24 protein-coding genes are annotated in these 21,565 nt (G+C 66.7%); 16 read left to right on the forward strand and 8 right to left on the reverse strand.

Annotated features, from left to right (window positions below; all coding sequences use genetic code 11):
• The first annotated feature begins 175 nt into the window (after positions 1–175).
• Entirely contained in the window at positions 176–535 is a 360-nt protein-coding gene (locus PJW05_RS18345; protein WP_271408398.1) for a PA2779 family protein, read from the forward strand.
• A 9-nt stretch (positions 536–544) separates the two neighbouring features.
• Here PJW05_RS18345 and PJW05_RS18350 read toward each other — a convergent pair whose 3' ends face one another.
• Together PJW05_RS18350 and PJW05_RS18355 are read right to left on the reverse strand one after the other, a co-directional pair.
• A complete protein-coding gene (locus PJW05_RS18350; protein WP_271408399.1) occupies positions 545–1,174 on the reverse strand; it encodes an L-threonylcarbamoyladenylate synthase in 630 nt (209 codons plus the stop codon).
• Between the two features lie 13 nt (positions 1,175–1,187).
• The gene (locus tag PJW05_RS18355) at positions 1,188–2,054 is read right to left on the reverse strand and encodes a PHP domain-containing protein (RefSeq protein ID WP_271408400.1); all 867 of its coding nucleotides are present in this window, start codon (positions 2,052–2,054) and stop codon (positions 1,188–1,190) included.
• Positions 2,055–2,120: 66 nt separating this feature from the next.
• Between PJW05_RS18355 and PJW05_RS18360 the strand changes: the two genes are divergently transcribed.
• The 6 genes from PJW05_RS18360 (at position 2,121) to PJW05_RS18385 (ending at position 6,136) form a co-directional block, all read left to right on the forward strand.
• Positions 2,121–2,711, forward strand: a complete 591-nt coding sequence (locus PJW05_RS18360; protein WP_271408401.1) for a septation protein A — start codon at positions 2,121–2,123, stop codon at positions 2,709–2,711.
• Positions 2,712–2,719: 8 nt separating this feature from the next.
• On the forward strand, positions 2,720–3,019 hold the full coding sequence (locus PJW05_RS18365; protein ID WP_271408402.1) for a YciI family protein: 300 nt from the start codon (positions 2,720–2,722) through the stop codon (positions 3,017–3,019).
• A 45-nt stretch (positions 3,020–3,064) separates the two neighbouring features.
• A complete protein-coding gene (locus tag PJW05_RS18370; protein ID WP_271408403.1) occupies positions 3,065–3,517 on the forward strand; it encodes a hypothetical protein in 453 nt (150 codons plus the stop codon).
• A 7-nt stretch (positions 3,518–3,524) separates the two neighbouring features.
• Positions 3,525–4,202: a response regulator transcription factor gene (locus tag PJW05_RS18375; RefSeq protein ID WP_271408404.1), complete on the forward strand. Its 678-nt coding sequence runs from the start codon at positions 3,525–3,527 to the stop codon at positions 4,200–4,202.
• A 110-nt stretch (positions 4,203–4,312) separates the two neighbouring features.
• On the forward strand, positions 4,313–4,723 hold the full coding sequence (locus PJW05_RS18380) for a Spy/CpxP family protein refolding chaperone (protein ID WP_271408405.1): 411 nt from the start codon (positions 4,313–4,315) through the stop codon (positions 4,721–4,723).
• Between the two features lie 87 nt (positions 4,724–4,810).
• Entirely contained in the window at positions 4,811–6,136 is a 1,326-nt protein-coding gene (locus PJW05_RS18385) for a sensor histidine kinase (protein WP_271408406.1), read from the forward strand.
• On the opposite strand, the gene PJW05_RS18390 is transcribed toward PJW05_RS18385, so the two are convergent.
• Complete coding sequence (locus tag PJW05_RS18390) at positions 6,137–6,694, reverse strand: nitroreductase family protein (protein ID WP_271408407.1); 558 nt, start codon at positions 6,692–6,694, stop codon at positions 6,137–6,139.
• Positions 6,695–6,864: 170 nt separating this feature from the next.
• Between PJW05_RS18390 and PJW05_RS18395 the strand changes: the two genes are divergently transcribed.
• Entirely contained in the window at positions 6,865–8,319 is a 1,455-nt protein-coding gene (locus PJW05_RS18395; RefSeq protein ID WP_271408408.1) for a TrkH family potassium uptake protein, read from the forward strand.
• A 71-nt stretch (positions 8,320–8,390) separates the two neighbouring features.
• Complete coding sequence (locus PJW05_RS18400) at positions 8,391–9,845, forward strand: TrkH family potassium uptake protein (protein WP_271408409.1); 1,455 nt, start codon at positions 8,391–8,393, stop codon at positions 9,843–9,845.
• 99 nt (positions 9,846–9,944) lie between these two features.
• Here the strand turns inward: PJW05_RS18400 and PJW05_RS18405 are convergent, their stop codons facing one another.
• Positions 9,945–10,946 (reverse strand): AraC family transcriptional regulator, encoded by a 1,002-nt coding sequence (locus tag PJW05_RS18405; protein WP_271408410.1) that lies wholly within the window; start codon positions 10,944–10,946, stop codon positions 9,945–9,947.
• A 142-nt stretch (positions 10,947–11,088) separates the two neighbouring features.
• Between PJW05_RS18405 and PJW05_RS18410 the strand changes: the two genes are divergently transcribed.
• Complete coding sequence (locus PJW05_RS18410) at positions 11,089–11,406, forward strand: Mpo1-like protein (RefSeq protein WP_271408411.1); 318 nt, start codon at positions 11,089–11,091, stop codon at positions 11,404–11,406.
• A 147-nt stretch (positions 11,407–11,553) separates the two neighbouring features.
• Complete coding sequence (locus PJW05_RS18415) at positions 11,554–12,927, forward strand: adenylate/guanylate cyclase domain-containing protein (protein WP_271408412.1); 1,374 nt, start codon at positions 11,554–11,556, stop codon at positions 12,925–12,927.
• Here the strand turns inward: PJW05_RS18415 and PJW05_RS18420 are convergent.
• Together PJW05_RS18420 and PJW05_RS18425 are read right to left on the reverse strand one after the other, a co-directional pair.
• On the reverse strand, positions 12,917–13,966 hold the full coding sequence (locus tag PJW05_RS18420; protein ID WP_271408413.1) for a glycosyltransferase family 4 protein: 1,050 nt from the start codon (positions 13,964–13,966) through the stop codon (positions 12,917–12,919). The two genes, PJW05_RS18415 and PJW05_RS18420, sit on opposite strands and share 11 nt — an antisense overlap.
• Positions 13,963–14,796: a UDP-2,3-diacylglucosamine diphosphatase gene (locus PJW05_RS18425; RefSeq protein ID WP_271408414.1), complete on the reverse strand. Its 834-nt coding sequence runs from the start codon at positions 14,794–14,796 to the stop codon at positions 13,963–13,965. Before PJW05_RS18425 ends, PJW05_RS18420 begins: the two co-directional genes overlap by 4 nt.
• A gap of 134 nt (positions 14,797–14,930) precedes the next feature.
• Here PJW05_RS18425 and PJW05_RS18430 point away from each other — a divergent pair, with 134 nt between their 5' ends.
• The 3 genes from PJW05_RS18430 (at position 14,931) to PJW05_RS18440 (ending at position 16,982) form a co-directional block, all read left to right on the forward strand.
• Entirely contained in the window at positions 14,931–15,683 is a 753-nt protein-coding gene (locus PJW05_RS18430) for an AraC family transcriptional regulator (RefSeq protein ID WP_271408415.1), read from the forward strand.
• A gap of 82 nt (positions 15,684–15,765) precedes the next feature.
• The gene (locus PJW05_RS18435) at positions 15,766–16,101 is read left to right on the forward strand and encodes a tRNA-binding protein (protein ID WP_271408416.1); all 336 of its coding nucleotides are present in this window, start codon (positions 15,766–15,768) and stop codon (positions 16,099–16,101) included.
• Positions 16,098–16,982, forward strand: coding sequence for a DMT family transporter (locus PJW05_RS18440; RefSeq protein ID WP_271408417.1), 885 nt, complete (start codon positions 16,098–16,100; stop codon positions 16,980–16,982). Before PJW05_RS18435 ends, PJW05_RS18440 begins: the two co-directional genes overlap by 4 nt.
• 48 nt (positions 16,983–17,030) lie before the next feature.
• Here the strand turns inward: PJW05_RS18440 and PJW05_RS18445 are convergent, their stop codons facing one another.
• Positions 17,031–17,315 carry a SelT/SelW/SelH family protein gene (locus PJW05_RS18445; protein WP_271408418.1) on the reverse strand — a complete coding sequence of 95 codons (285 nt, stop codon included), beginning with the start codon at positions 17,313–17,315 and terminating at the stop codon, positions 17,031–17,033.
• 71 nt (positions 17,316–17,386) lie between these two features.
• On the opposite strand from PJW05_RS18445, the gene PJW05_RS18450 reads away from it, so the two are divergent.
• Positions 17,387–19,573, forward strand: a complete 2,187-nt coding sequence (locus PJW05_RS18450) for a patatin-like phospholipase family protein (RefSeq protein ID WP_271408419.1) — start codon at positions 17,387–17,389, stop codon at positions 19,571–19,573.
• 226 nt (positions 19,574–19,799) lie between these two features.
• Positions 19,800–20,798 (forward strand): sulfate ABC transporter substrate-binding protein, encoded by a 999-nt coding sequence (locus PJW05_RS18455; RefSeq protein WP_271408420.1) that lies wholly within the window; start codon positions 19,800–19,802, stop codon positions 20,796–20,798.
• Between the two features lie 50 nt (positions 20,799–20,848).
• Here PJW05_RS18455 and PJW05_RS18460 read toward each other — a convergent pair whose 3' ends face one another.
• The gene (locus PJW05_RS18460) at positions 20,849–21,514 is read right to left on the reverse strand and encodes a hypothetical protein (protein ID WP_442969172.1); all 666 of its coding nucleotides are present in this window, start codon (positions 21,512–21,514) and stop codon (positions 20,849–20,851) included.
• Positions 21,515–21,565: the final 51 nt, after the last annotated feature.

The following is a 21,565-nucleotide window of genomic DNA, read 5'->3' on the forward strand; positions in this document are numbered from 1 at the left end:
CGGTCGGTGTTTCGTGCATCTGGTCCTCTCGCAGCGGCAGCGCTGCCCTGGCGGTTGGGCTACCGGTCGGCACCGGTCGGCGGGAAAGCGGGCAAGTTAGCACCATGTGCCAGACTAAAAAAGCTCGACGCTGCACCCCTGGTCAGGTCTGGAGCCCAGGCTCCGGGAGGTTCGCATGAAGTCCTTGTTCCTGATGTTCAGTACCGCCCTGATGCTGGCCTGCCTCAGCCTGCTGCCGCTGGCGACGGCGCAGGCCGACATGATCGGTACCGGCGAAGCCATCGCGACCCAGCAGCCGGACTCGCCGGATCGCGCCCGGATCGACGCCTTTCTCAGCAAGTCGGAGGTTCAGGAGCAATTGCGCGCCATGGGCGTGGATGCGGCCATCGCCCGCTCCCGGGTGCAGGCCCTGACCCACGAGGAAGCGGCGCAACTGGCGCAGAAGATGGATGCTGTACCGGCCGGCGGCCGCATCAGCGGCACCGAGTTCCTGCTCATCCTGCTGCTGATCATTGTGGTGGCGATCCTGCTGTGAACGCCGCCCTCACTCCTCTTCGAGGAAGGGCTGCGGGTCGCCGCAGCCCACACGCAACACCTCGGGCTTGCCCTCGGAAAGGTTGATCACGGTGGAGGCTGCCATGCCGCCGTGGCCGCCGTCGATGATCAGGTCCACCTGGTGTTCGAGAATCTGGCGCATCTCGTAGGGGTCGCTCATGGGCAGTTCATCGCCCGGGAGGATGAGGCTGGTGCTCATCAGCGGCGCCCCCAGTTGCTCCAGCAGCGCCAGGGCGATGGGATGGTCCGGCACCCGCATGCCGATGGTGCGCCGCTTCGGGTGCATCAGCATGCGCGGCACTTCGCGGGTGGCGCTGAGGATGAAGGTGTAGGGCCCCGGCGTATGCGCCTTGATGAGCCGGAAGGCGGCGGTATCCACCTTGGCGAACACGCCGATCTCGGACAGGTCGCGGCAGACCAGGGTGAAATTGTGCTTCTCGTCCAGCCGGCGCAGGCGGCGGATGCGCTCGACCGCCCCCTTGTCGCCGATCAGGCAGCCGAGGGCGTAGGAGGAGTCGGTGGGATAGACGATCACGCCGCCCGACCTGACGATCTCCACCGCCTGCCGGATCAGGCGCGGCTGTGGATTTTCCGGGTGTACCTGGAAAAATTGACTCACGACATCTCCCTGTTCAGAGGGCAGCAGTAGGGCTGTGTGCATGGCGGAAGCGCCCCCAGATCGGCGGCAGGTCATCCGGCAAGGGTCGGTACATGCCCAGCTCCGACCAATCGCAGGGTGCATGGAAATCACTACCGGCACTGACCAGCATGCCGAATTCTCGCGCCAGCACAGCCAGGCTTCCCACCTGCTCCGCCGGCTGCAGGCCGTTCACCACCTCCAGCGCGTGGCCGCCGGCCTGGATGAAATCCGCCACCAGCTTGCGCCGCTTGGCGCCGGTGAAATTGTACTGCCAGGGGTGCGCCAGGCTGATCCAGGCATCCGCGGCACGCAAGGTACCCACGGCGTCGGCCAGGGTCGGCCAGTGCTGCTTGACGTCACCCAGCTTGCCGGCGCCCAGCCACTTGCGGAAGGCTTCGGCGCGGTCGCGGACATGGCCGGCGCGTACGAGGAACTCGGCGAAATGCGGGCGCGCCGGCGCATTGCCGCTGTCGCCCAGTTCCTGCTGCACCGCCCGCGCCCCTTCCAGGGCGCCCGGCATGCCCTTGGCGGCCAGGCGCCGGGCGATTTCCTCGGCCCGCGCCCAGCGGCCCTGGTGCAGGTCGGCGATGGCGTCCAGCAGGGCCGGCGCGTCGGTGGCGAAGGCATAGCCCAGCACATGGATGGTGGCGCCGCCCCAGGTGCAGGACAGTTCGATACCGTTGATCAGTTGCACGTCCAGCGCTTCGGCGGCCGCGCGGGCCTCGTCCAGCCCCTCCAGGGTGTCGTGGTCGGTCAGCGCCAGCAGCCGCACGCCACGCTCGAAGGCGCGGGCGACCACGGCAGCGGGGGCCAGCGCACCGTCGGAGGCCGTACTGTGGCAATGCAGGTCGATCTGCATGGGGTCTGCTTTCGCTAGGGAAATGGTTTGTTATTATGCCGCCACATCCCGCTTCTGGCTGCCGCCGTGAAACAATTCATCGACTTCATCCCGCTCATCCTCTTCTTCATCGTCTACAAACTGGAACCGCGCGCCGTCGAGCTGGCCGGGCATACCTATATGCTAGGCGGTATTTTCAGCGCCACCGCCGTTCTGATCATCAGCTCGGTGATCGTCTACGGCGCCATTTTCCTGCTCCAGCGCCGCCTGGAAAAAGGCCAGTGGCTGACCCTGGTAGCCTGCCTGGTCTTCGGCGGCATGACCCTGGCGTTTCACAGCGAAACCTTTCTCAAGTGGAAGGCGCCGGTGGTGAACTGGCTCTTCGCCCTGGCCTTCGCCGGCAGCCACTTCATCGGCGACAAGCCGCTGATCCAGCGCGTGATGGGCCACGCCCTCAGCCTGCCGCAGGCCGTCTGGGTACGCCTGAACCTGGCCTGGATCGCGTTCTTCCTGGTCTGCGGCTTCGCCAACCTGTTCGTGGCCTTCACCTTCCACGAGATCTGGGTGGACTTCAAAGTCTTCGGCAGCCTCGGCATGACCGTGCTCTTCCTGGTCGGCCAGGGCGTTTACCTGGCCCGCCACATCCACGACGGCGAAACCGAAAAGTCTCAACAATAAGGATTGCCATGCTCTACGCCATCATCGCCACCGACGTCCCCGGCTCCCTGGAAAACCGCCTCGCCGCGCGCCCCGCACACCTCGCACGCCTGGAGCAGCTGAAGGCCGAAGGCCGCATCGTGCTGGCCGGCCCGCACCCGGCGGTGGACAGCAATGACCCGGGCAGCGCCGGATTCACCGGCAGCCTGATCGTCGCCGAGTTCGACTCCCTCGAGGCCGCCAGGGCCTGGGCCGATGCCGACCCCTATCGCGCCGCTGGCGTCTACGCCGACGTCGTGGTCAAGCCGTTCAAGCAGGTCTTTCCCTAACGCCGGACAGCGCCACGCCATAGCCGCCAGGAAAAAGGAGTTCCCATGCACGTCGGTCAATTGCCCCTGCTGTTAACCGCCGCGCTGCTCTGCAGCCTGGCCCAGGCTGAAGAACCCCGCCCCGAAGCCTCGGCAACGGATAGCGCCGCCGCAGCGACGGGCGTCGCGGAGCCACCCGCGGTCGCCAACGACGCCCTGCTTGCCCAGCTCGACCAGCTCCAGCGCCGGTTGGCGGCAAGCGAACGCCAGCGCACGGAGCTGAGCCGCCAGCTGGAAACCGCCAGCGAGGAGCGGGAGAACGCCCAACTGGCCCGCCTGCGCCAGGAAAACCAGCGCCTCAAGCTGCAACTCAAGGAAGCCCAGGCCTCGCCAACGCCGCGCCTGCTGACTGAGCAGCAGACCTGGTTCGCCGTGGGTGGCGGCGTCGCCCTGCTCTCCCTGTTCACCGGCCTGATCGCCCGTGGAGGGCGCCGTCAGCGCCGTCAATGGATCAACTGACCGCACCATGAGTGAATTGCTGCTTATCGACGACGACCAGGAACTCTGCGAGCTCCTGATCAGTTGGCTCAGCCAGGAAGGTTTCAGCGTCCGCGCCTGCCACGACGGCCAGTCGGCGCGCAGGGCCCTGGCCGAGCACGCACCGTCCGCCGTGGTGCTCGACGTGATGCTGCCCGACGGCAGTGGCCTGGAACTGCTCAAGCAATTGCGCAGCGACCACCCGGAACTGCCCGTCCTCATGCTCTCCGCCCGTGGCGAACCGCTGGACCGCATCCTCGGCCTGGAACTGGGCGCCGACGACTACCTGGCCAAACCCTGCGACCCGCGCGAACTCACCGCCCGCCTGCGCGCCGTGCTGCGCCGCAGCCAGCCGCCGCAGGCCTCCAGTCAACTGGAGCTCGGCGACCTCTGTTACAGCCCGGTGCGCGGCATCGTCACCATCGGCCACCACGAAGTCAGCCTGACCCTTTCCGAAGGCCGCCTGCTCGAAGCCCTGTTGCGCCAGCCCGGCGAACCGCTGGACAAGCAGCAACTGGCGCAACTGGCCCTGGGCCGCAAGCTGACGCTCTACGACCGCAGTCTGGACATGCACGTCAGCAACCTGCGCAAGAAACTCGGCCCCCACGCCGACGGCCGCCCGCGCATCCTGGCCCTGCGGAGTCGCGGCTACTACTACAGCGCCTGAGCGCCGCCGTCTTTACCCAGGCTTTACCCACGACTGACCGCCCTTGACCTTGCCATCCCTAGACTGGGCACATCCGGCAACCGGCCGGAATCGAGACTAGGAGAACCACCATGCGCAAGACCCTCACCGCCCTGCTGCTCGCCGCCACCCTGCCGACCCTGGCCATGGCCATGCCGGAAGGCGGCCCGCGCCACGAGCGCGGTTTCGGTGGCCACCTGTTCAAGGAGCTGAACCTCACCCAGGAACAGCGCCATGAAATCGGCAAGCTGATGCGCGAGCAGATGAAGGCCCGCCACGAGATTACCCAGCGTTACCTGGACAAACTGCCGGCTGCTGAAAAAAAAGCCATGCAGGATGAACTCAAGGCCGCCGAGAGCAAGAACCGCGACGCCATCCGTTCCCAGCTCAAACCCGAGCAGCAGAAGGCCTACGACGACCTGCAGAAGAAAATGGAAGAACGCCGTGCCGAGCGCGCGGAGTTCGAAGCCTGGAAGGCCGAGAAAGCCAAGAAGGCCGAGTAACAGCCGGGCGGCCCCGACCGCCGGCATCGATCCCCGCCCCCATCAGGCCCGACGGCCTGATGGGTTTTGCCGTTCAGGAGCTTTCCCGTGCGTTCACTCTTCTGGCGAATCCTGGCCACCTTCTGGCTGGCCCTGGCCCTGGTGGCCGGCCTGGCCATTCTGCTGGGCCGCGCGCTGAACCAGGATGCCTGGATCCTCAACCACCACCCCTCGCTGCAGGGGTTGGCGGAACGCCTGGTGCAACGCTACGAGGAACAGGGCCCAGGCGACACCCAGCGCTTTCTGGAGCACTTCCGCCACCGTGCGCGAATCGACGTGCAGGTTCTCAACGACACCGGCCAGCCGGTGGTGGAAGGGACCTTCCCGCCCCGCGCCGCGGCCTTCGAGGCGCGCCACAAGAATCCGCGCCGGCTGCCCTGGCGGCGCCTGACCGAGGAGTACACCAGCGCCAGCAGCGGCGAGTCCTACCTGCTGATCTACCGCATACCCTACTCCGAGCTGGACGCCTGGCACCGTGGCAGCCTGCTCTGGCCGATGAGCGCGCTGGGTATCGCCCTGGTCGTGCTGACCCTGTTCAGCCTGGCCCTGACCCTGTCCATCACCCGTCCCCTCGACCGCCTGCGCCGCGCCGTGCACGACCTCGGCCAGACCGCCTACCAGCAGGACAGCCTCGCCCGCCTGGCGCAGCGGCGAGACGAACTGGGCGTGCTGGCCGGCGACTTCAACCGCATGGGTCAGCGCCTGCAGGGCCTGATCGGCAGCCAGCGCCAGTTGCTGCGCGACGTCTCCCACGAACTGCGCTCCCCCCTGGCACGGCTGCGCATCGCCCTGGCCCTGGCCGAGCGCGCCGAGCCCGGGCAGCGTGAAGCCCTTTGGCCGCGCCTGGGCCAGGAATGCGATCGCCTGGAAGCGCTGATCAGCGAAATCCTCGCCCTCGCCCGCCTGGACGCCGAGCCGGGCGCACGCCACACCATCGCGCTACGGCCGTTGCTGGAAAAGCTCAAGGAAGACGCCCGGCTGCTGGCGCCGGAGCAGGAGATTCGCATCGACTGCCCCGGCGAAACGCACCTGCAGGGCTGGCCCGACATGCTGGAGCGGGCCCTGGACAACCTGCTGCGCAACGCCCTGCGCTTCAATCCGCCGGGACAACCGGTGGACGTGACGGTAATGGAGCAGGAAGGCGACCTGCTGATCCGGGTCCGCGACCATGGCCCGGGCGTCGCCACCGAACACCTGGCGCAATTGGGCGAGCCGTTCTTCCGCGCACCGAACCAGACCGGCGCCGGCCACGGACTGGGATTGGCCATTGCGCGCAGGGCGGTGGAGCGCCATGGCGGCAGCCTGCACCTGGACAACCATTCCGAGGGCGGCTTCGTCGCCACCCTGGAATTACCCGTTGCGCCGCCGAGCTGATCAGCCCCAGGTCTGGACGAAGTCCGCCGGAGCCAGCTCCGGCGCGGCGCGGCGCTCCCCCTCGACACTGCCGAGATAGATGAAGCCGACGATCCGCTCGTGCCCGCCGAGCCCCAGGCCGGCGGCCACGGTCGGGTCATAGGCCATATCGCCGGTGCGCCACATGGCGCCCAGGCCCTGGGCATGGGCGGCCAGCAGAATGCCGTGGGCGGCACAGCCGGCGGACAGCACCTGCTCGGCCTCCGGCACCTTGTGGCCGGCCTGCAGGGTGGCGATCACCACCACCAGCAGCGGGGCCCGCAGCGGCATGTTGCGGGCCTTGGTAATGGCCGCGTCCGGGGCTTGCGGGTCCTTTGCCCGCACGGCGGAAACGAACAGTTCGCCGAGCTTCGCGCGCGCCTCGCCCTCGATGGTGAGGAAGCGCCAGGGCCGCAGGTAGCCATGGTCTGGTGCGCGCAGGGCCGCACGGAACAGCACCTCGCGCTGGGCGGCATCGGGCGCCGGCTCCTGCAGGCGGCCCAGGGATACGCGGTTGAGCAGAGCGTCGAGAGCCTCCATCGGCTACCTCCAGATTTCACAAAGCCGGCATTCTAGCCTGATAACGCGACTCGGTCTCACGGGCACCGGTACGGTGCCGGATGAGGCTGCCATGGCGCCCATGACGGGCGTTTCAACGGCTTCGCCGGCCCAGTAGAATGCCGCATCCGTCAATCGCCCCAGAGGGCTCCATGTCCCTGCCGACAGTGCGCACCATCGGTTTCATCATCGGCCTGTTCCTCATCACCCTGGCCGTGAGCATGATCATTCCCATGGCCACCCTGCTGCTGTTCGAGCGCACCGATGACATCTTCGCCTTCCTCTGGTCGAGCCTGGTCACCTTCATCGCCGGTCTGGCGCTGGTCGGCCCCGGACGTCCGGCGAACACCCAATTGCGCCCCCGCGACATGTACATGCTGACCACTGCCAGTTGGGTCATCGTCTGCTGCTTTGCCGCCCTGCCCATGCTGCTGATCCAGCACATCAGCTACACCGATGCCTTCTTCGAGACCATGTCGGGCATCACCACCACCGGTTCCACGGTCCTGACGGGCCTGGACCACGCCTCTCCGGGGCTGCTGATCTGGCGCTCGATGCTGCACTGGCTGGGCGGTATCGGCTTCATCGGCATGGCGGTGGCGATCCTGCCGCTGCTGCGGGTCGGTGGCATGCGCCTGTTCCAGACCGAATCCTCCGACTGGGGCGAAAAGGTGATGCCCCGGTCGCACATGGTGGCCAAGGCCATCGTGCTGGTGTACGTCGGCCTCACCCTGCTGGGTGCGCTGGCCTTCTGGCTGGCGGGCATGACGCCCTTCGACGCGATCAACCACGCCATGGCGGCCATTTCGACCGGCGGCTTCTCCACCTCGGACGCCTCCCTGGCCAACTGGAAACAACCCGCGGTGCACTGGGTCGCCGTGGTGGTGATGATCCTCGGCAGCCTGCCCTTCACCCTGCTCGTCGCCACCTTGCGGGGACACCGGACGGCCCTGGTACGGGACCACCAGGTACACGGTTTCATCGGTTTCCTGGTGGTCACCTGGCTGGTGGTCGGCACCTGGCTCTGGGCCCACTCCGAGAACACCTGGCTCGACGCGCTGCGCATCGCGGCGGTCAACGTCACCTCGGTCGTGACCACCACCGGCTTCGCCCTGGGCGACTACACCCTCTGGGGCAGCTTCGCGGTCATGCTGTTCTTCTACCTGACCTTCGTCGGCGGCTGCTCCGGCTCCACCGCCGGCAGCCTGAAGATCTTCCGCTTCCAGGTGGCCTGGCAGTTGCTCAAGGCCAACCTGCAGCAACTGGTGCATCCACGCGCCGTGATCAAACAGCAGTACAACAAGCACAACCTGGACGACGAAATCGTCCGCTCGCTGATCACCTTCTCCTTTTTCTTCACCACCACCATTGCGGTCATCGCCCTGGGCCTGTGCCTCATCGGCCTGGACTGGGTCACGGCGCTGACCGGCGCCGCCACGGCGGTGTGCAACGTGGGGCCGGGACTGGGCCCGACCATCGGCCCGGCGGGCAACTTCTCCAGCCTGCCGGATTCGGCCAAATGGCTGCTGACCATCGGCATGCTGCTCGGCCGCCTGGAAATCCTCACGGTGCTGGTGCTGTTCACGCCCAAGTTCTGGAAACACTGAGGCCATCCGGTTTACAGGGCGCCGGGGACGGTTAGAATTGCGCCTTTCGACCGCAGCCTGAAACGGACCCCATGGCCCTGCCGACCCTACGCATCATCGGCTTCCTCAACGGCATCTTCCTCATCACCCTGGCGGTCAGCATGGCCATTCCCATGCTGACCCTGGCGCTCTACGAGCGCACCGAGGACATCAACGCCTTCGTCTGGTCGAGCCTGATCACCTTCGTCGCCGGCCTGGCCCTGGTCATCCCCGGCCGGCCGGACCATGTCCACCTGCGCCCCCGCGACATGTACCTGCTGACGGTGTCCAGCTGGCTCGTCGTCTGCGTGTTCGCCGCCCTGCCCTTTCTCCTCACCCAGCACATCAGCTACACCGACGCCTGGTTCGAGAGCATGTCCGGCATCACCGCCACCGGCGCCACGGTGCTGAGCGGGCTGGACAGCATGTCGCCGGGCATCCTGATCTGGCGTTCGCTGCTGCATTGGCTGGGCGGCATCGGCTTCATCGGCATGGCGGTGGCGATCCTGCCGCTGCTGCGCATTGGTGGCATGCGCCTGTTCCAGACCGAGTCCTCGGACCGTTCGGACAAGGTCATGCCGCGCTCGCACATGGTGGCCAAGTACATCGTCGCCATCTACATCGGCTTCACCCTGCTGGGCACGCTGGCCTTCTGGGCCGCCGGCATGAACCCGTTCGACGCGGTCAACCACGCCATGTCGGCCATCGCCACCGGCGGTTTCTCCACCTCCGACCAGTCCCTGGCCAAATGGCACCAGCCGGCGGTGCACTGGGTGGCGGTGCTGGTGATGATCCTCGGCAGCCTGCCCTTCATGCTCTACGTGGCGGTGCTGCGCGGCAATCGCAAGGCGCTGACCCGGGATGAGCAGGTGCGGGGCTTCCTCGGTCTGCTGCTGGCCATCTGGCTGGTGCTCGGCACCTGGTACTGGCTCACCACCGAGCTGCACTGGCTCGACGCCCTGCGCCACGTGGCGGTGAACACCACCTCCATCCTCACCACCACCGGTTTCGCCCTGGGCGACTACAGCCTGTGGGGCAACTTCTCGCTGATGCTGTTCTTCTACCTGGGCTTCGTCGGCGGCTGCTCCGGCTCCACCGCCGGCGGTATCAAGATCTTCCGTTTCCAGGTGGCCTACATCCTGCTCAAGGCCAACCTCACCCAACTGGTACACCCGCGCGCGGTGATCAAGCAGACCTACAACAGCCACCGCCTGGATGAAGACATCGTCCGCTCGATCCTGACGTTCTCGTTCTTCTTCACCATCATCATCTGCGCCATAGCCCTGGGGCTGTCGCTGATGGGGCTGGACTGGATCACCGCCCTCACCGGCGCCGCTTCCACGGTGTCCGGCGTGGGGCCGGGCCTGGGCGAGATCATCGGCCCGGCCGGCAACTTCTCCAGCCTGCCGGACGGCGCCAAGTGGCTGCTCACCCTCGGCATGCTCCTGGGCCGCCTGGAAATCCTCACCGTGCTGGTGCTGCTGACGCCCTATTTCTGGCGGCATTGAGGCGCGGCGGCGTTCATTCGCCGGGTGGGAGCGATTTCAATCGCGAAGCAGGCCGCCGGCCTGCCCTCAGGTCACATCCCATCGCGAATGAATTCGCGCCTACAACTGCGCGCGGTACTCCCCGGGCGTGCTGTCGAACCAGCGGCGGAAGGCACGGAAGAAGTTGCTCGGATCGGCGAAGCCCAGCAGGTAGGCGATCTCCAGCAGGGTCAGCCCCGGCTGCGCCAGGTACTGCTCGGCCAGCTCGCGGCGCGTGTCGTCCAGCAGTTGCTGGAAACTCACCCCCTCTTCCTGCAGGCGTCGTTGCAGGGTGCGCTGCGACAGGTGCATCAGACTGGCCACCACTTCGCGCTTGGGCTCGCCCTGGGGTAGCAGGCGGCACAGCACCTGACGCACCTGATGGGTGACGCGGGTGCCGGAGAAACGCGCCAGGTAGTCACCGGCGAAACGGTCGTGCAGTTGCGCCAGGGATTCGTTGGCGGTAGGCAGCGGCGCCTCCATGTCGGCGCGACCGAACAGCAAGGCGCAATGCTCGGCGTTGAAGCGCAGCGGCGCCTGGAAGACCTGGCGATAGGGTTCAACGTCGGCCGGTGGCGGCCCCTGGAAGCGAATTTCCAGCGGGTTGATCGGGCGTCCCGTCATCCAGCGGCAGAATGCCAGGCAATAGGCCATGGACGCCTCGGCGCTCTGCCGGGCCGGTGGCAGCCGGTCACCATGAATGGACAGGCGCAGCTCGTACCCTTCGGGTTTGGCGCAGAAGCTCAGGTCGGAGCCCTCGGCGATGATCCGCTGGTAGCGCACCAGGCGCGCGAAGCCTTCCTTCAGGCTGCGGCTGGACATCAGCGCATAGCCCACCACATGGAAGGACGCCGGGCGCACCACCTTGGCCATGTTCAGGCCGATGGCCGGGTTGCCGGACAGCTCGACGGCACGCAGCCACAGGCGGGTCATGCCGTCCTGGGGAAAGCGGGCATCGGGATCGTTCAGGGCCTGGTAGTCGAGACCGAGCTCGGGAAACAGATTGCGGCAATCCACGCCACCCATTTCCAGGGCCTGGACGATTCCCAGGGCCCAACTCGAAGAAGTCGTGCGTTCGCTCATGGCGCCTTCTTGTTCTGCAGTTCAAGGCAACCGCCCGCGGGCGGAGTGCCGGCAAGGATACTAAAGTGGCGCCCATTGTCACTGGCCCTCGAAGACACCCGTCCTACACTCCTTCCTACAACAAGAATCTGGAGCAGCCGCCATGTCCGCCGAGTCCACCCATCGCTTCCAAAGCTTCGCCGAGTTCTACCCCTACTACCTGCAGGAGCACAGCAACGACACCTGCCGCCGCCTGCACTACGTGGGCAGCCTGCTGGTGCTGGGCATCCTCGGCTATGCCCTGGCCACCCAGCAGTGGCTCTGGCTGCTGGCCCTGCCCTTCGCCGGCTATGGCTTCGCCTGGGTCGGCCACTTCGCCTTCGAGAAGAACAAGCCGGCGACTTTCAAGTACCCGCTCTACAGCTTCATCGGCGACTGGGTGATGCTCAAGGACGCCTTCACCGGCCGCATCCGCTTCTGAGCCCCTCCGGCGGGACCGGCGCCAACTGGCCGTCGGTCCGTCGCTTGGTTATGATCCCGCATCAGCCCAAGTCATGGCCCGGGCCTTGCAGCATTCATCGAATGCCGTGACTCGGCGTCAAGAAAGCAGCAGGGACAGACCCAAGCCATGAAGCCCGCCATGCTCGACCCTTCCACCGCCACCCCCGTGCTGCGCGAATACTATTCCCGGATACTCGCCTACATGACCGTCGCGGCCAGCATCGCCGCCGGCACCTACGTCCAGCACTTCAGCCTGGACATCCTCTGGATGGTTCCCTACGCCCTGCTCTACCCGCACCTGGCCCACCACCTGAGCCTGCGTTTCCCGGGGCAACGCACCGACCAGATCCTGCTCGGCGTCGACACCTTCCATGCCGGCGCCGCCGTCGTCCTGCTGGGCTTCTCGGTAGTCCCGACGTCGATGGTCCTGCTGACACTGTGCTTCAGCGCCATGCTCCTCGGCGGCCTGCGCAAGATGAGCCTGGTCCTGGCCGGTTTCCTGGCCAGCCTGGCGGCCGTCGGCCTGGCCCTGCGGCCCGAGTTCAAGGGCGGCTCCCCGGCCCTGGTGGCCCTGGTCAGCGTGCTCTTCACCGCCCTGTACATCTGCATCACCGCCTTTTTCGTACACCAGCAGGGCATGCGCCTGGCGCAGGCTCGCAGCGAGATCAAGCGCGAACAGGAAAAGGCCGCGCGCCTGGCGCGCAACCTGGCCAAATACCTGTCGCCCCAGGTCTGGGAAATGATCTTCAGCGGCAAGAAGAGCGTGCGCCTGGAAACTCAGCGCAAGAAGCTCAGCGTGTTCTTCTCCGACATCAAGGGCTTCACCGAGCTGTCCGAGGAGCTGGAAGCCGAAGCCCTGACCGACCTGCTCAACAACTACCTCAACGACATGTCGAAGATCGCCCTGAAATACGGCGGCACCATCGACAAGTTCGTCGGCGACAGCGTCATGGTGTTCTTCGGCGACCCGGCCACCCAGGGCGCCAAGAAGGACGCCGTGGCGGCCGTGTCCATGGCGGTGGCCATGCGCAAGCACATGAAGGTGCTGCGCCAGCAGTGGCGCGCCCAGGGCATTACCAAGTCGCTGGAAATCCGCATGGGCATCAACACCGGCTACTGCACCGTCGGCAATTTCGGCGCCGACACGCGCATGGACTACACCATCATCGGCCGCGAAGTGAACCTGGCCAGCCGCCTGGAAACCGCCTCCGACGCCGGGGAAATCCTCATCTCCCACGAGACCTACTCGCTGGTGAAGGACGTGATCATGTGCCGCGACAAGGGCCAGATCAACGTCAAGGGCTTCACCCGGCCGGTGCAGATCTACCAGGTGGTGGACTTCCGCCGCGACCTGGGGGCCGCCTCCAGTTACGTCGAGCACGAACTGCCCGGCTTCTCCATGTACCTGGATACCAACAGCATCCAGAACTACGACAAAGCGAAAGTCATCCAGGCATTGCAGCAGGCTGCCGAGAAGCTGCGGGACAAGATCATCCCCTGATCGTGATGGGGTCGGATTCCTGTGGGGAGAGCGCCACACACCTCTCCCCGTCCAACAACGGCTGGCACGCCAGGAACTCCAGTGCCGAGGCGCGCCAGGACAGCTGCCCCGCCAGCTCCGCACACCGCTCCCGGTCCAGTTCCAGCGCCGCCAGGCAGGCGCTTCGCAGGTCCTGGTCCAGGCAGCCGGTAACCCCCGGCTCCAGCACATCCAGCGGCCCGGCCACGGGAAAGGCCGCCACCGGCGTGCCGCAGGCCAGGGCTTCGAGCATCACCAGGCCGTAGGTATCGGTCAGCGAGGGGAACACCAGCACACTGGCCTGGGCGTAGAACCGCGCCAGCTCCTCGCCCTGGCGATAGCCGAAGAAGCGCGTCCGGGGATAGCGCGCTTCCAGCGCCTCCCGCAGCGGGCCATCGCCCACCACCCACTTCTCTCCCGGCAGATCCAGGCCAAGGAAGGCTTCCACGTTCTTCTCCGTGGCCAGTCGGCCGACGTAGAGGAACACCGGCCGTTCCGGCCGGGGCAGCGCCAGCGGACGGAACAGCGCCGTGTCCACACCCTTGCGCCACAGGTGGAGCCAGACCAAGCCGTGGCTGGCGAAGGTTTCGCGCATACGCTCGGTGGTCACCAGCACCGCCTGGCTGGGGCGGTGGAACAGGCGCAGGAAGGCGTAGCCCCACGACAGCGGCAGCCAGGGCCAGCGGCCGTGGACGTATTCGGGGAAGCGCGTGTGGATGGCGCTGGAAAAGGCCAGGCCGCGCTTGACCAGCCAGCGTCGCGCCGCCCAGCCGAGCGGGCCCTCGGTGGCCAGGTGCACGCAATCGGGCTGGAAGGCGTCGATCATCGGCCCCACGCGCCAGAGGTCCCAGGCCAGGGGGATTTCCGGGTAGCTCGGACAGGGGCGGCAACGGAAGCCCTGGGGCGAGAGCAGGCGCACCTGGTGGCCGAGGGCCTCCAGTTCGACCACCAGGTGCTGCAGGCTGGTGACCACGCCATTCACCTGGGGAAACCAGGCATCGCTGACGATCAGTATCCTCATGCCGCCGGCTCGACCAGCTCCACGGCGCGGGCCTCCAGCTCCCGCGCCTGGGCCTCGGCCAGGCGATAGAGTTCGATGCTGCCGTCCCAGTGCTCGATCAGCGCCGTGCAGGACTCCACCCAGTCGCCACAGTTGAGGTAGTCCACCTCGCCCACCTTGCGAATTTCCGCGTGGTGGATGTGGCCGCAGACCACGCCATCCAGGCCGCGCTTGACGCATTCGTGGGCGATGGCTTCCTCGAAGTCGCTGATGAAGTTCACCGCGGTCTTCACTTTGTGCTTGAGGTAGGCCGACAGCGACCAGTAGCCGTAGCCCCAGCGCTCGCGCCAGTGGTTGAGCCAGCGGTTGAGGGTCAGGGTGAACTCGTAGGCCGAGTCGCCGAGGAAAGCCAGCCACTTGTGGTAGCGCGTGATCACGTCGAACTGGTCGCCGTGGATCACCAGCAGGCGGCGGCCGTCGGCGGTTTCGTGCACCGCCTCGTCCACCAGCTGGATGTTGCCCAGCATCAACGCCGAGTAACGGCGCAGGAATTCGTCGTGGTTACCGGTGACGTAGATCACCTCGGTGCCGCGCTTGCTCATGGTCAGCAGGCGGCGGATCACGTTGGTGTGCGCCTGCGGCCAGTAGATGCCGCCGCGCAGTTTCCAGCCGTCGATGATGTCGCCCACCAGATAGATGCGGTCGGCGTGGTACTGCTTGAGGAAGCGCGCCAGGTGCTCGGCCTGGCAGTCGCGGGTGCCCAGGTGGACGTCGGAAATCCACAGGGTGCGCACGCGCTGCTTGCGTGGCTTGGTCTTGGTGGCGGGTTCCAGGCGTTCGACGCTGCTCATGGGCGACCTCCGGCGGGGTTTCGCCGATGGTGGCCCCTGGCGGTGACCCGGATATGAACGGCTGGTTGCAGGCCTGTGACAACGCAGCCCGCGCGACAAGGAGTAGAATGGCGGCCTGCCCCGAGGTAAGCGCCATGCATCCGATCCTGTCCCTGCGCCAGTACAACCACGACCTGTTGGTTCACAGCCACCGCCATGCGCAGTTGGTATTCGGCCTCAACGGCCGCCTGGACTTCGAGGTGGATGGTCTTGGCGCGCGGGTGGAGCGGCAGACCCTGGCGGTGGTGCCGCCGGAAGCGCAGCACGCCTGCGGCAGCCCCGGTGGCAGCCTGTGCCTGGTGGTGGATGTGCCAGACGACGACTGGCTGCGCCACACCCTTGGCCGTCACTTCGATGCCGGACGACGCCTGCTGGATCGCCCCGGCGCGCTGAACCTGAATCCGGCGCAAAGCCAACTGGTCAGTTGGATCGCCGCCAGCCCCCTGGCCGACGAAGTGATCGCCGGACAGTCCGCCGGCCTGCTGCTGGCCAGCCTGGCCGCGCCCGGCGCGCCGGTACGGGACAATGGCGCCCTGCCCCTGGCCGCGCTGGATGCCCATATCGACCAGCACGCCGCCCACCCGCTGCAGGTGGTGGACCTGGCGCGCCTTTGTGGCCTCTCGGCGGCGCGCTTCCATGCCCGCTTCCTCGCCGAAACCGGACAGACTCCCATGGACTACGTACGCGCCCGGCGCCTGCGCCTGGGCCGCCAGTTGCTGTTGGACACACGCCTGGCGGTGGGTGAGGTCGCCATGCGGGTCGGCTACAACTCCCAGAGCGCCTTCACCGTCGCCCTCTCCCGCGAGTTCGGCGTCACCCCCCGGGCCCTGCGCAGCCTCCGCGAGTAACGCGACAAAAGCCGCGAGCCTGCCGACAGACAAGCACTCCCGGGGCCACTAGACTGGCCCGACGATTTTCAGGGAGAACGCCATGTCCACCATCGAATGGGACGATTTCCAACGTGTCGAGTTGCGCGTCGGCACCGTCCTCTCCGCCGCCCCCAATGCCAAGGCGATCAAGCCGGCCTATGTGCTGGAAGTGGACCTGGGCGAGCTCGGGGTGAAAACCTCCAGCGCGCAGATCACCGCCCACTATGGGGCGGAGGAGCTGGTTGGCCGCCAGGTGCTCTGCGTGTGCAACTTCGCCCCCAAGCGCATCGCCGGCATCCGCTCGGAAGTGCTGGTCACCGGCGTCCACGACGACGATAACAAGGTGGTGCTGGCCGGCTTCGACAAACCGCTGCCCAATGGGGCGCGTCTGGCATGAAGGAACGTCACGCGCTGCTCGCGATCCACCTGGGCGCCCTGCTGTTCGGACTGTCGGGCATCTTCGGCAAGCTGGCCAACAGCGCGCCGATGGTCATCACCTTCGGTCGCGGACTGTTCGCCGTGATCGCCCTGGCGCTCTTCGCCCGGCTCATCGCCCGCGGTCGCAGCGCCACCCCGGGGGTTCGCCAACTGGGCATGCTGGCCCTCGGCGGCGTATTGCTGGGCACCCACTGGATCACCTTCTTCCATGCGGTGCAGGTGGCCGGCGTGGCCATCGCCACCCTCGGCTTCGCCAGCTTTCCGGCCTTCACCCTGCTGCTGGAGGGGCTGCTGTTCCGCGAACGCATCCGTGCGCAGGAAATCCTCATCGTCGGCCTGGTCAGCCTGGGCCTGGTGCTGGTGACGCCCAGCTTCGACTGGGGCAGCGAGGCCACCCAGGGGCTGCTTTCGGCCGTGCTCTCCGGCCTGCTGTTCTCCCTGCTGTCACTGCTCAACCGCGTCAGCGTCAAGGGGCTGGACCCGGTGAAGGCGGCGCTCTGCCAGAACCTCACCATCGTGCTGTGCCTCGCGCCGTTCAGTTGGCCGCTGCTGCCCGAGGTCCAGGCCATGGACTGGTTCTGGATCGCCCTGCTCGGGGTGCTGTGCACGGGCCTGGCCCACAGCCTGTTCGTCGCCAGCCTGAAGGTGTTGAAGGCCCGCACCACGGCGGTGATCTTCGCCCTGGAACCGGTCTACGGCATCGCCTTCGCCTGGTGGCTGTTCAACGAACAGCCCGGCCCGCGCATGCTGGCTGGCGGCGCGCTGATCATCTTCGCCATCGCCCTGTCGGCCAGGAAGGGCGCTGCGGCACAGGAACGGCCGGCGACCGCCCAGGCCTGATCGAAGGATGGGAGGAGCGGAGTGCTCACCCCATCCTGCCGCCCCGTCTCAAGATCGGTCGTTGTGGCCCAGGTCCCGCGCGGGGTCGATCTGATCGCGCACCCGCTGCTTGAGCACCTTGGCCTCGGGGAAACCGCCATCGGCCTTGCGCTCCCAGATCTGCACGCCGTCGCAGGCGATGCGGAACACCCCACCGGTGCCGGGTTCCAGGCTGACCTTGCCGAGGTCGTCGCCGAAGGTGCTGAGCAACTCCTGGGCGAGCCAGGCGGCGCGCAGCAGCCACTGGCACTGGGTGCAATAGGTGATGACGATTTCAGGCTTGGCTGACGGCATGGCGAGGCTCGGCGAAGGATAGGCGCCCTATAATAGCCGGCTTCCGCCCTCCGCCTGACCAGGGATGCGTTATGCGCCGCCTTCTGCTTTGCCTGCTGTTTTTCCCCCTTCTCTGCCTTGCCCAGCCCCAGCCCGAACCGCGCATCGGCCTGGTGCTGTCCGGTGGCGCCGCCCGTGGCCTGGCCCACATCGGCGTGCTCAAGGCGCTGGAGGAACAGGGCATCAAGGTCGACGCCATCGCCGGCACCAGCATGGGCGCGGTGATCGGCGGGCTCTACGCGGCCGGCTACCAGGTGGACGAACTGGAACGGATCGCCACCCACCTGGACTGGCAGCAGGCCCTGTCCGACGACCCGCCCCGCCAGGAAGTGCCCTTCCGCCGCAAACAGGACGACCGCGATTTCCTGGTCAAGCAGCGGTTGAGCTTTCGCGACGACGGCAGCCTCGGCCTGCCGCTCGGCGTGATCCAGGGCCAGAACCTCGCCCTGCTGCTGGAAAGCCTGCTGGTGCACACCAGCGACACCCGCGACTTCGACAGACTGGCCATCCCCTTCCGCGCCGTCGCCACCGACATCGCCACCGGCGAAAAGGTGGTGTTCCGCCGTGGCCACCTGCCCCAGGCGATCCGCGCCAGCATGTCGATTCCCGCCGTGTTCGCGCCGGTGGAAGTCGGCGGCCGGCTGCTGGTGGATGGCGGCATGGTGGACAACATCCCGGTGGACGTGGCCCGCGACATGGGCGTCGACCGGGTCATAGTGGTGGACATCGGCACACCGCTGCGTTCGCGCAAGGAATTGACCACCGTGGTGGATGTGCTCAATCAGTCCGTCACCCTGATGACCCGCAGCAACTCCGAGGCCCAGCTGGCGACCCTGGCGCCCAGTGATGTGCTGGTCCAGCCACCGCTGGCCGGCTACAGCGCCACCGACTTCGGCCATTCCCGAGAGATGATCGAGGCCGGTTACCGCGCCACCCGCATCCTCGCCGAACGCCTGGCCGGGTTGCGCCCGCCAGCCGGCGGCAGCGACCAGGTTCTCGACAGCGCGCGCCTGCCCAGCGAACGCACGCCGGTGATCCGCAGCCTCCTCATCGAGAACGACTCGAAGATCGGTGACGCGGTGATCCGCCGCTACATACGCCAGCCCCTGGGCGAGCCACTGGACCTGGACCGCCTGCAGAGCGACATGAGTACGCTGTACGGCCTGGATTACTTCGAGCAGGTGCAGTACCGGGTGGTCAAGCGCAAGGACGGCAATGCCCTGGTGATCAACGCGCGCGGCAAGCGTGCCGGTACGGACTACCTGCGTCTGGGCCTGAACCTCTCCGATGACATGCGCGGCGACAGTGCCTTCAACCTGGGCGCCAGCTACCGCAAGAACGGCATCAACGAACTGGGCGCCGAGTGGCTGACGCGCCTGCAACTGGGCGACCACCAGGAGCTCTACAGCGAGTTCTACCAGCCCCTGGACGCCGGCTCACGCTACTTCGTCGCGCCCTACCTGCTCGGCGAGGCGCAGAACGTCGAGGCCATCCTCGACAACGACCCCGTTGCCGAATACCGCCTGGAGCGCTACGGCTATGGCCTCAACCTGGGACGACAGATCGCCAACAACGGCGAAATCCGCCTGGGCATCGGCCAGGCCTGGGGCCAGGCCGACGTACGGGTCGGCGAGCGGGACCTGCCCAGCTTCGAGTTCACCGAAGGCTATTACGAGCTGAAGTACTCCTTCGACACCCTGGATAACGTCGACTACCCGCACGAGGGTGAGGACATCAGCCTGACCCTGCGCGAGTACGACCCGACGCTGGGCTCGGACGATCGCTATCGACAATGGCAGTTCAGCCTGGACAAGGCGCTGGGCTCGGGCCCGAATACTTTCGTCCTCGGCGGGCGCTACGGCCGCACCCTGGACGACACCGACGTGATCACCTCCAGCTTCCTCCTGGGCGGCGCGCGCCAGCTTTCGGGCTTCCGCCAGGACTCCATCGCCGGCCAGAACGTCAGCCTGGCGCGGGCGGTCTACTACCGCCGCCTGACGCCCCGCGCCTTCCTGCCCCTGGACCTGCCCCTCTACCTCGGTGGCAGCCTGGAACGCGGCCGGGCCTGGAACAACGACAACAGCTTCGACAGCGGCTACATCAATGCCGCCAGCGTCTTCCTCAGCCTGGACACGCCCCTCGGGCCGTTGGACTTCGGCTTCGGCCTCAACGACGAAGCAGAACGGGCGCTCTACCTCAACCTCGGCCGGGTCTTCTGACGATGCGCGGACCCAACCATGATCGATGGGTTTCGCGGGCTCTACCCATCCTACAGATGGGGCGGCAGAGTCACCCGCAGGATGGGTCGGGTGGCACTCCGCGAGCGAAGCGGAACCCATCAGCCAGGCGAGCCAGACAGGCATAACAAAATGCCTTTTAAGTATTAAAAGGATATATGCCGTTCCGTTATAGTCGAGCGCCCACCTCGCCCAGAAGGACCGCCCCGTGAAACGACTGTTTTCCGCTTCCCTCCTCGCCGCCGGCCTTTCCCTGGCCGGCGCCGTCCAGGCCGCACCGACCCTGCTCAACGTCTCGTACGACGTGATGCGTGACTTCTACAAGGACTACAACGCCGCCTTCCAGAAGCACTGGAAAGAGGAGAACGACGAAAACATCACCCTGCAGATGTCCCACGGCGGCTCCAGCAAGCAGGCCCGCGCGGTGATCGACGGCCTGCCCGCCGATGTCATCACCATGAACCAGGCCACCGACATCAACGCCCTGGTCGACCACGGCGGCCTGGTACCGCAGGACTGGGCGACCCGCCTGCCGAACAACAGCGCGCCCTTCACCTCGGCCACGGTGTTCATCGTGCGCAAGGGCAACCCCAAGGGCCTGAAGGATTGGCCGGACCTGCTCAAGGAAGGCGTGCAGGTGGTGGTGCCCAACCCCAAGACCTCCGGCAACGGCCGCTACACCTACCTCTCCGCCTGGGGCTACGTGCTGAACAACGGCGGTGATGAGAACAAGGCCAGGGCGTTCGTCGGCAAGCTGTTCAAGCAGGCGCCGGTGCTGGATACCGGTGGCCGCGCCGCCACCACCACCTTCATCCAGAACCAGATCGGCGACGTGCTGGTCACCTTCGAGAACGAAGCCGAGATGATCGCCCGCGAATTCGGACGCGGCGGTTTCGAGGTGGTCTACCCCAGCGTGTCTGCCGAGGCCGAGCCGCCGGTGGCGGTGGTCGACAAGGTGGTGGACAGGAAAGGCACCCGCGCCGCCGCCGAGGCCTACCTCAAGTACCTGTGGAGCGACGAGGGCCAGACCATCGCCGCCAACAATTACCTGCGTCCGCGCAACCCGGAAATCCTCGCCAAGTTCGCCGACCGCTTCCCCAAGGTGGAATTCCTCTCCGTGGAAAAGACCTTCGGCGACTGGCGTGAGGTGCAGAAGACCCACTTCAACGATGGCGGTGTCTTCGACCAGGTCTACACCGGGCAGTAAGCGCCGGGCGTGAAAAAAGAGCGGCCTGGGCCGCTCTTTTGTTTTTCAGGTCAGGACATCGCCTGCCGACCAAGCTCGCGCCTGGCCGCGTCCGTGAGAATTCGCTGGCGCCGCTGGCCGGCCCAGGCCACCAACAGGCTCATGGCGACGTAGCCGGCGAGGATCAGCAGCGGGTAGACCACCATCAGTTCCGCTAGGCTGTACTTCCACGCCAACGGCCGTCCCACACCCAGCATCGCCGCGTAGAACCAGGACACCGCCGACACGGTACCGGCGAAGATCGCCAGGCTGCGCATACTCGGCTCCAGGCGCAGCAGCGTGCCAGTCTTGGCCAGCGCCGGCAGGATGCTCCGGTGCAGCAGAACACCATTCAGCGTCAGCAGGGAGACGATCAGTACCTTGGCCTGCAGCTTCGGGTTGAGCAGGTAGATCGCTCCCTTGCTGGCGACGTCCAGCACGACGATCAGGATGCCGGTCACCCACAGGGCCTGCAGGGCCAGCGACACCGTGCGCTTGAGTTGCTCCAGGTGATGCGTGTCGGCAGGGCCCCCGTCCGTACCCCGTAGCAATTGCCGCACCATGGCGAAATCGCTCGTCAGCACCAGGCCGACGGCCACGCAGCAAGCGATCAGGTGCGCGTAGACGACGACGAGGCGAACCATTTCCTTGGTCGTGTCCTGCCCCAGAAGTGAATTGATCAGATGAAAGAATTCCACGATTTATCTCGTTCGAAATGGCCGTACGGAACGGGAGCCAGGCAGCGGGTT

The sequence above is a fragment of the Pseudomonas sp. Q1-7 genome (assembly GCF_028010285.1).
In the GTDB taxonomy this organism is placed as follows: domain Bacteria; phylum Pseudomonadota; class Gammaproteobacteria; order Pseudomonadales; family Pseudomonadaceae; genus Metapseudomonas.

Excerpts from the sequence above, each read along its gene's own strand:
- PJW05_RS18395 (WP_271408408.1), top strand. The coding sequence starts at position 6,865 with ATGTCCCTGCCGACAGTGCGCACCATCGGTTTCATCATCGGCCTGTTC.
- PJW05_RS18355 (WP_271408400.1), bottom strand. The coding sequence starts at position 2,054 with ATGCAGATCGACCTGCATTGCCACAGTACGGCCTCCGACGGTGCGCTG.
- PJW05_RS18420 (WP_271408413.1), bottom strand. The coding sequence starts at position 13,966 with ATGAGGATACTGATCGTCAGCGATGCCTGGTTTCCCCAGGTGAATGGC.
- PJW05_RS18415 (WP_271408412.1), top strand. The coding sequence starts at position 11,554 with ATGAAGCCCGCCATGCTCGACCCTTCCACCGCCACCCCCGTGCTGCGC.
- PJW05_RS18380 (WP_271408405.1), top strand. The coding sequence starts at position 4,313 with ATGCGCAAGACCCTCACCGCCCTGCTGCTCGCCGCCACCCTGCCGACC.
- PJW05_RS18370 (WP_271408403.1), top strand. The coding sequence starts at position 3,065 with ATGCACGTCGGTCAATTGCCCCTGCTGTTAACCGCCGCGCTGCTCTGC.
- PJW05_RS18435 (WP_271408416.1), top strand. The coding sequence starts at position 15,766 with ATGTCCACCATCGAATGGGACGATTTCCAACGTGTCGAGTTGCGCGTC.
- PJW05_RS18425 (WP_271408414.1), bottom strand. The coding sequence starts at position 14,796 with ATGAGCAGCGTCGAACGCCTGGAACCCGCCACCAAGACCAAGCCACGC.
- PJW05_RS18450 (WP_271408419.1), top strand. The coding sequence starts at position 17,387 with ATGCGCCGCCTTCTGCTTTGCCTGCTGTTTTTCCCCCTTCTCTGCCTT.
- PJW05_RS18445 (WP_271408418.1), bottom strand. The coding sequence starts at position 17,315 with ATGCCGTCAGCCAAGCCTGAAATCGTCATCACCTATTGCACCCAGTGC.
- PJW05_RS18390 (WP_271408407.1), bottom strand. The coding sequence starts at position 6,694 with ATGGAGGCTCTCGACGCTCTGCTCAACCGCGTATCCCTGGGCCGCCTG.
- PJW05_RS18410 (WP_271408411.1), top strand. The coding sequence starts at position 11,089 with ATGTCCGCCGAGTCCACCCATCGCTTCCAAAGCTTCGCCGAGTTCTAC.
- PJW05_RS18430 (WP_271408415.1), top strand. The coding sequence starts at position 14,931 with ATGCATCCGATCCTGTCCCTGCGCCAGTACAACCACGACCTGTTGGTT.
- PJW05_RS18365 (WP_271408402.1), top strand. The coding sequence starts at position 2,720 with ATGCTCTACGCCATCATCGCCACCGACGTCCCCGGCTCCCTGGAAAAC.
- PJW05_RS18405 (WP_271408410.1), bottom strand. The coding sequence starts at position 10,946 with ATGAGCGAACGCACGACTTCTTCGAGTTGGGCCCTGGGAATCGTCCAG.
- PJW05_RS18345 (WP_271408398.1), top strand. The coding sequence starts at position 176 with ATGAAGTCCTTGTTCCTGATGTTCAGTACCGCCCTGATGCTGGCCTGC.
- PJW05_RS18440 (WP_271408417.1), top strand. The coding sequence starts at position 16,098 with ATGAAGGAACGTCACGCGCTGCTCGCGATCCACCTGGGCGCCCTGCTG.
- PJW05_RS18375 (WP_271408404.1), top strand. The coding sequence starts at position 3,525 with ATGAGTGAATTGCTGCTTATCGACGACGACCAGGAACTCTGCGAGCTC.
- PJW05_RS18400 (WP_271408409.1), top strand. The coding sequence starts at position 8,391 with ATGGCCCTGCCGACCCTACGCATCATCGGCTTCCTCAACGGCATCTTC.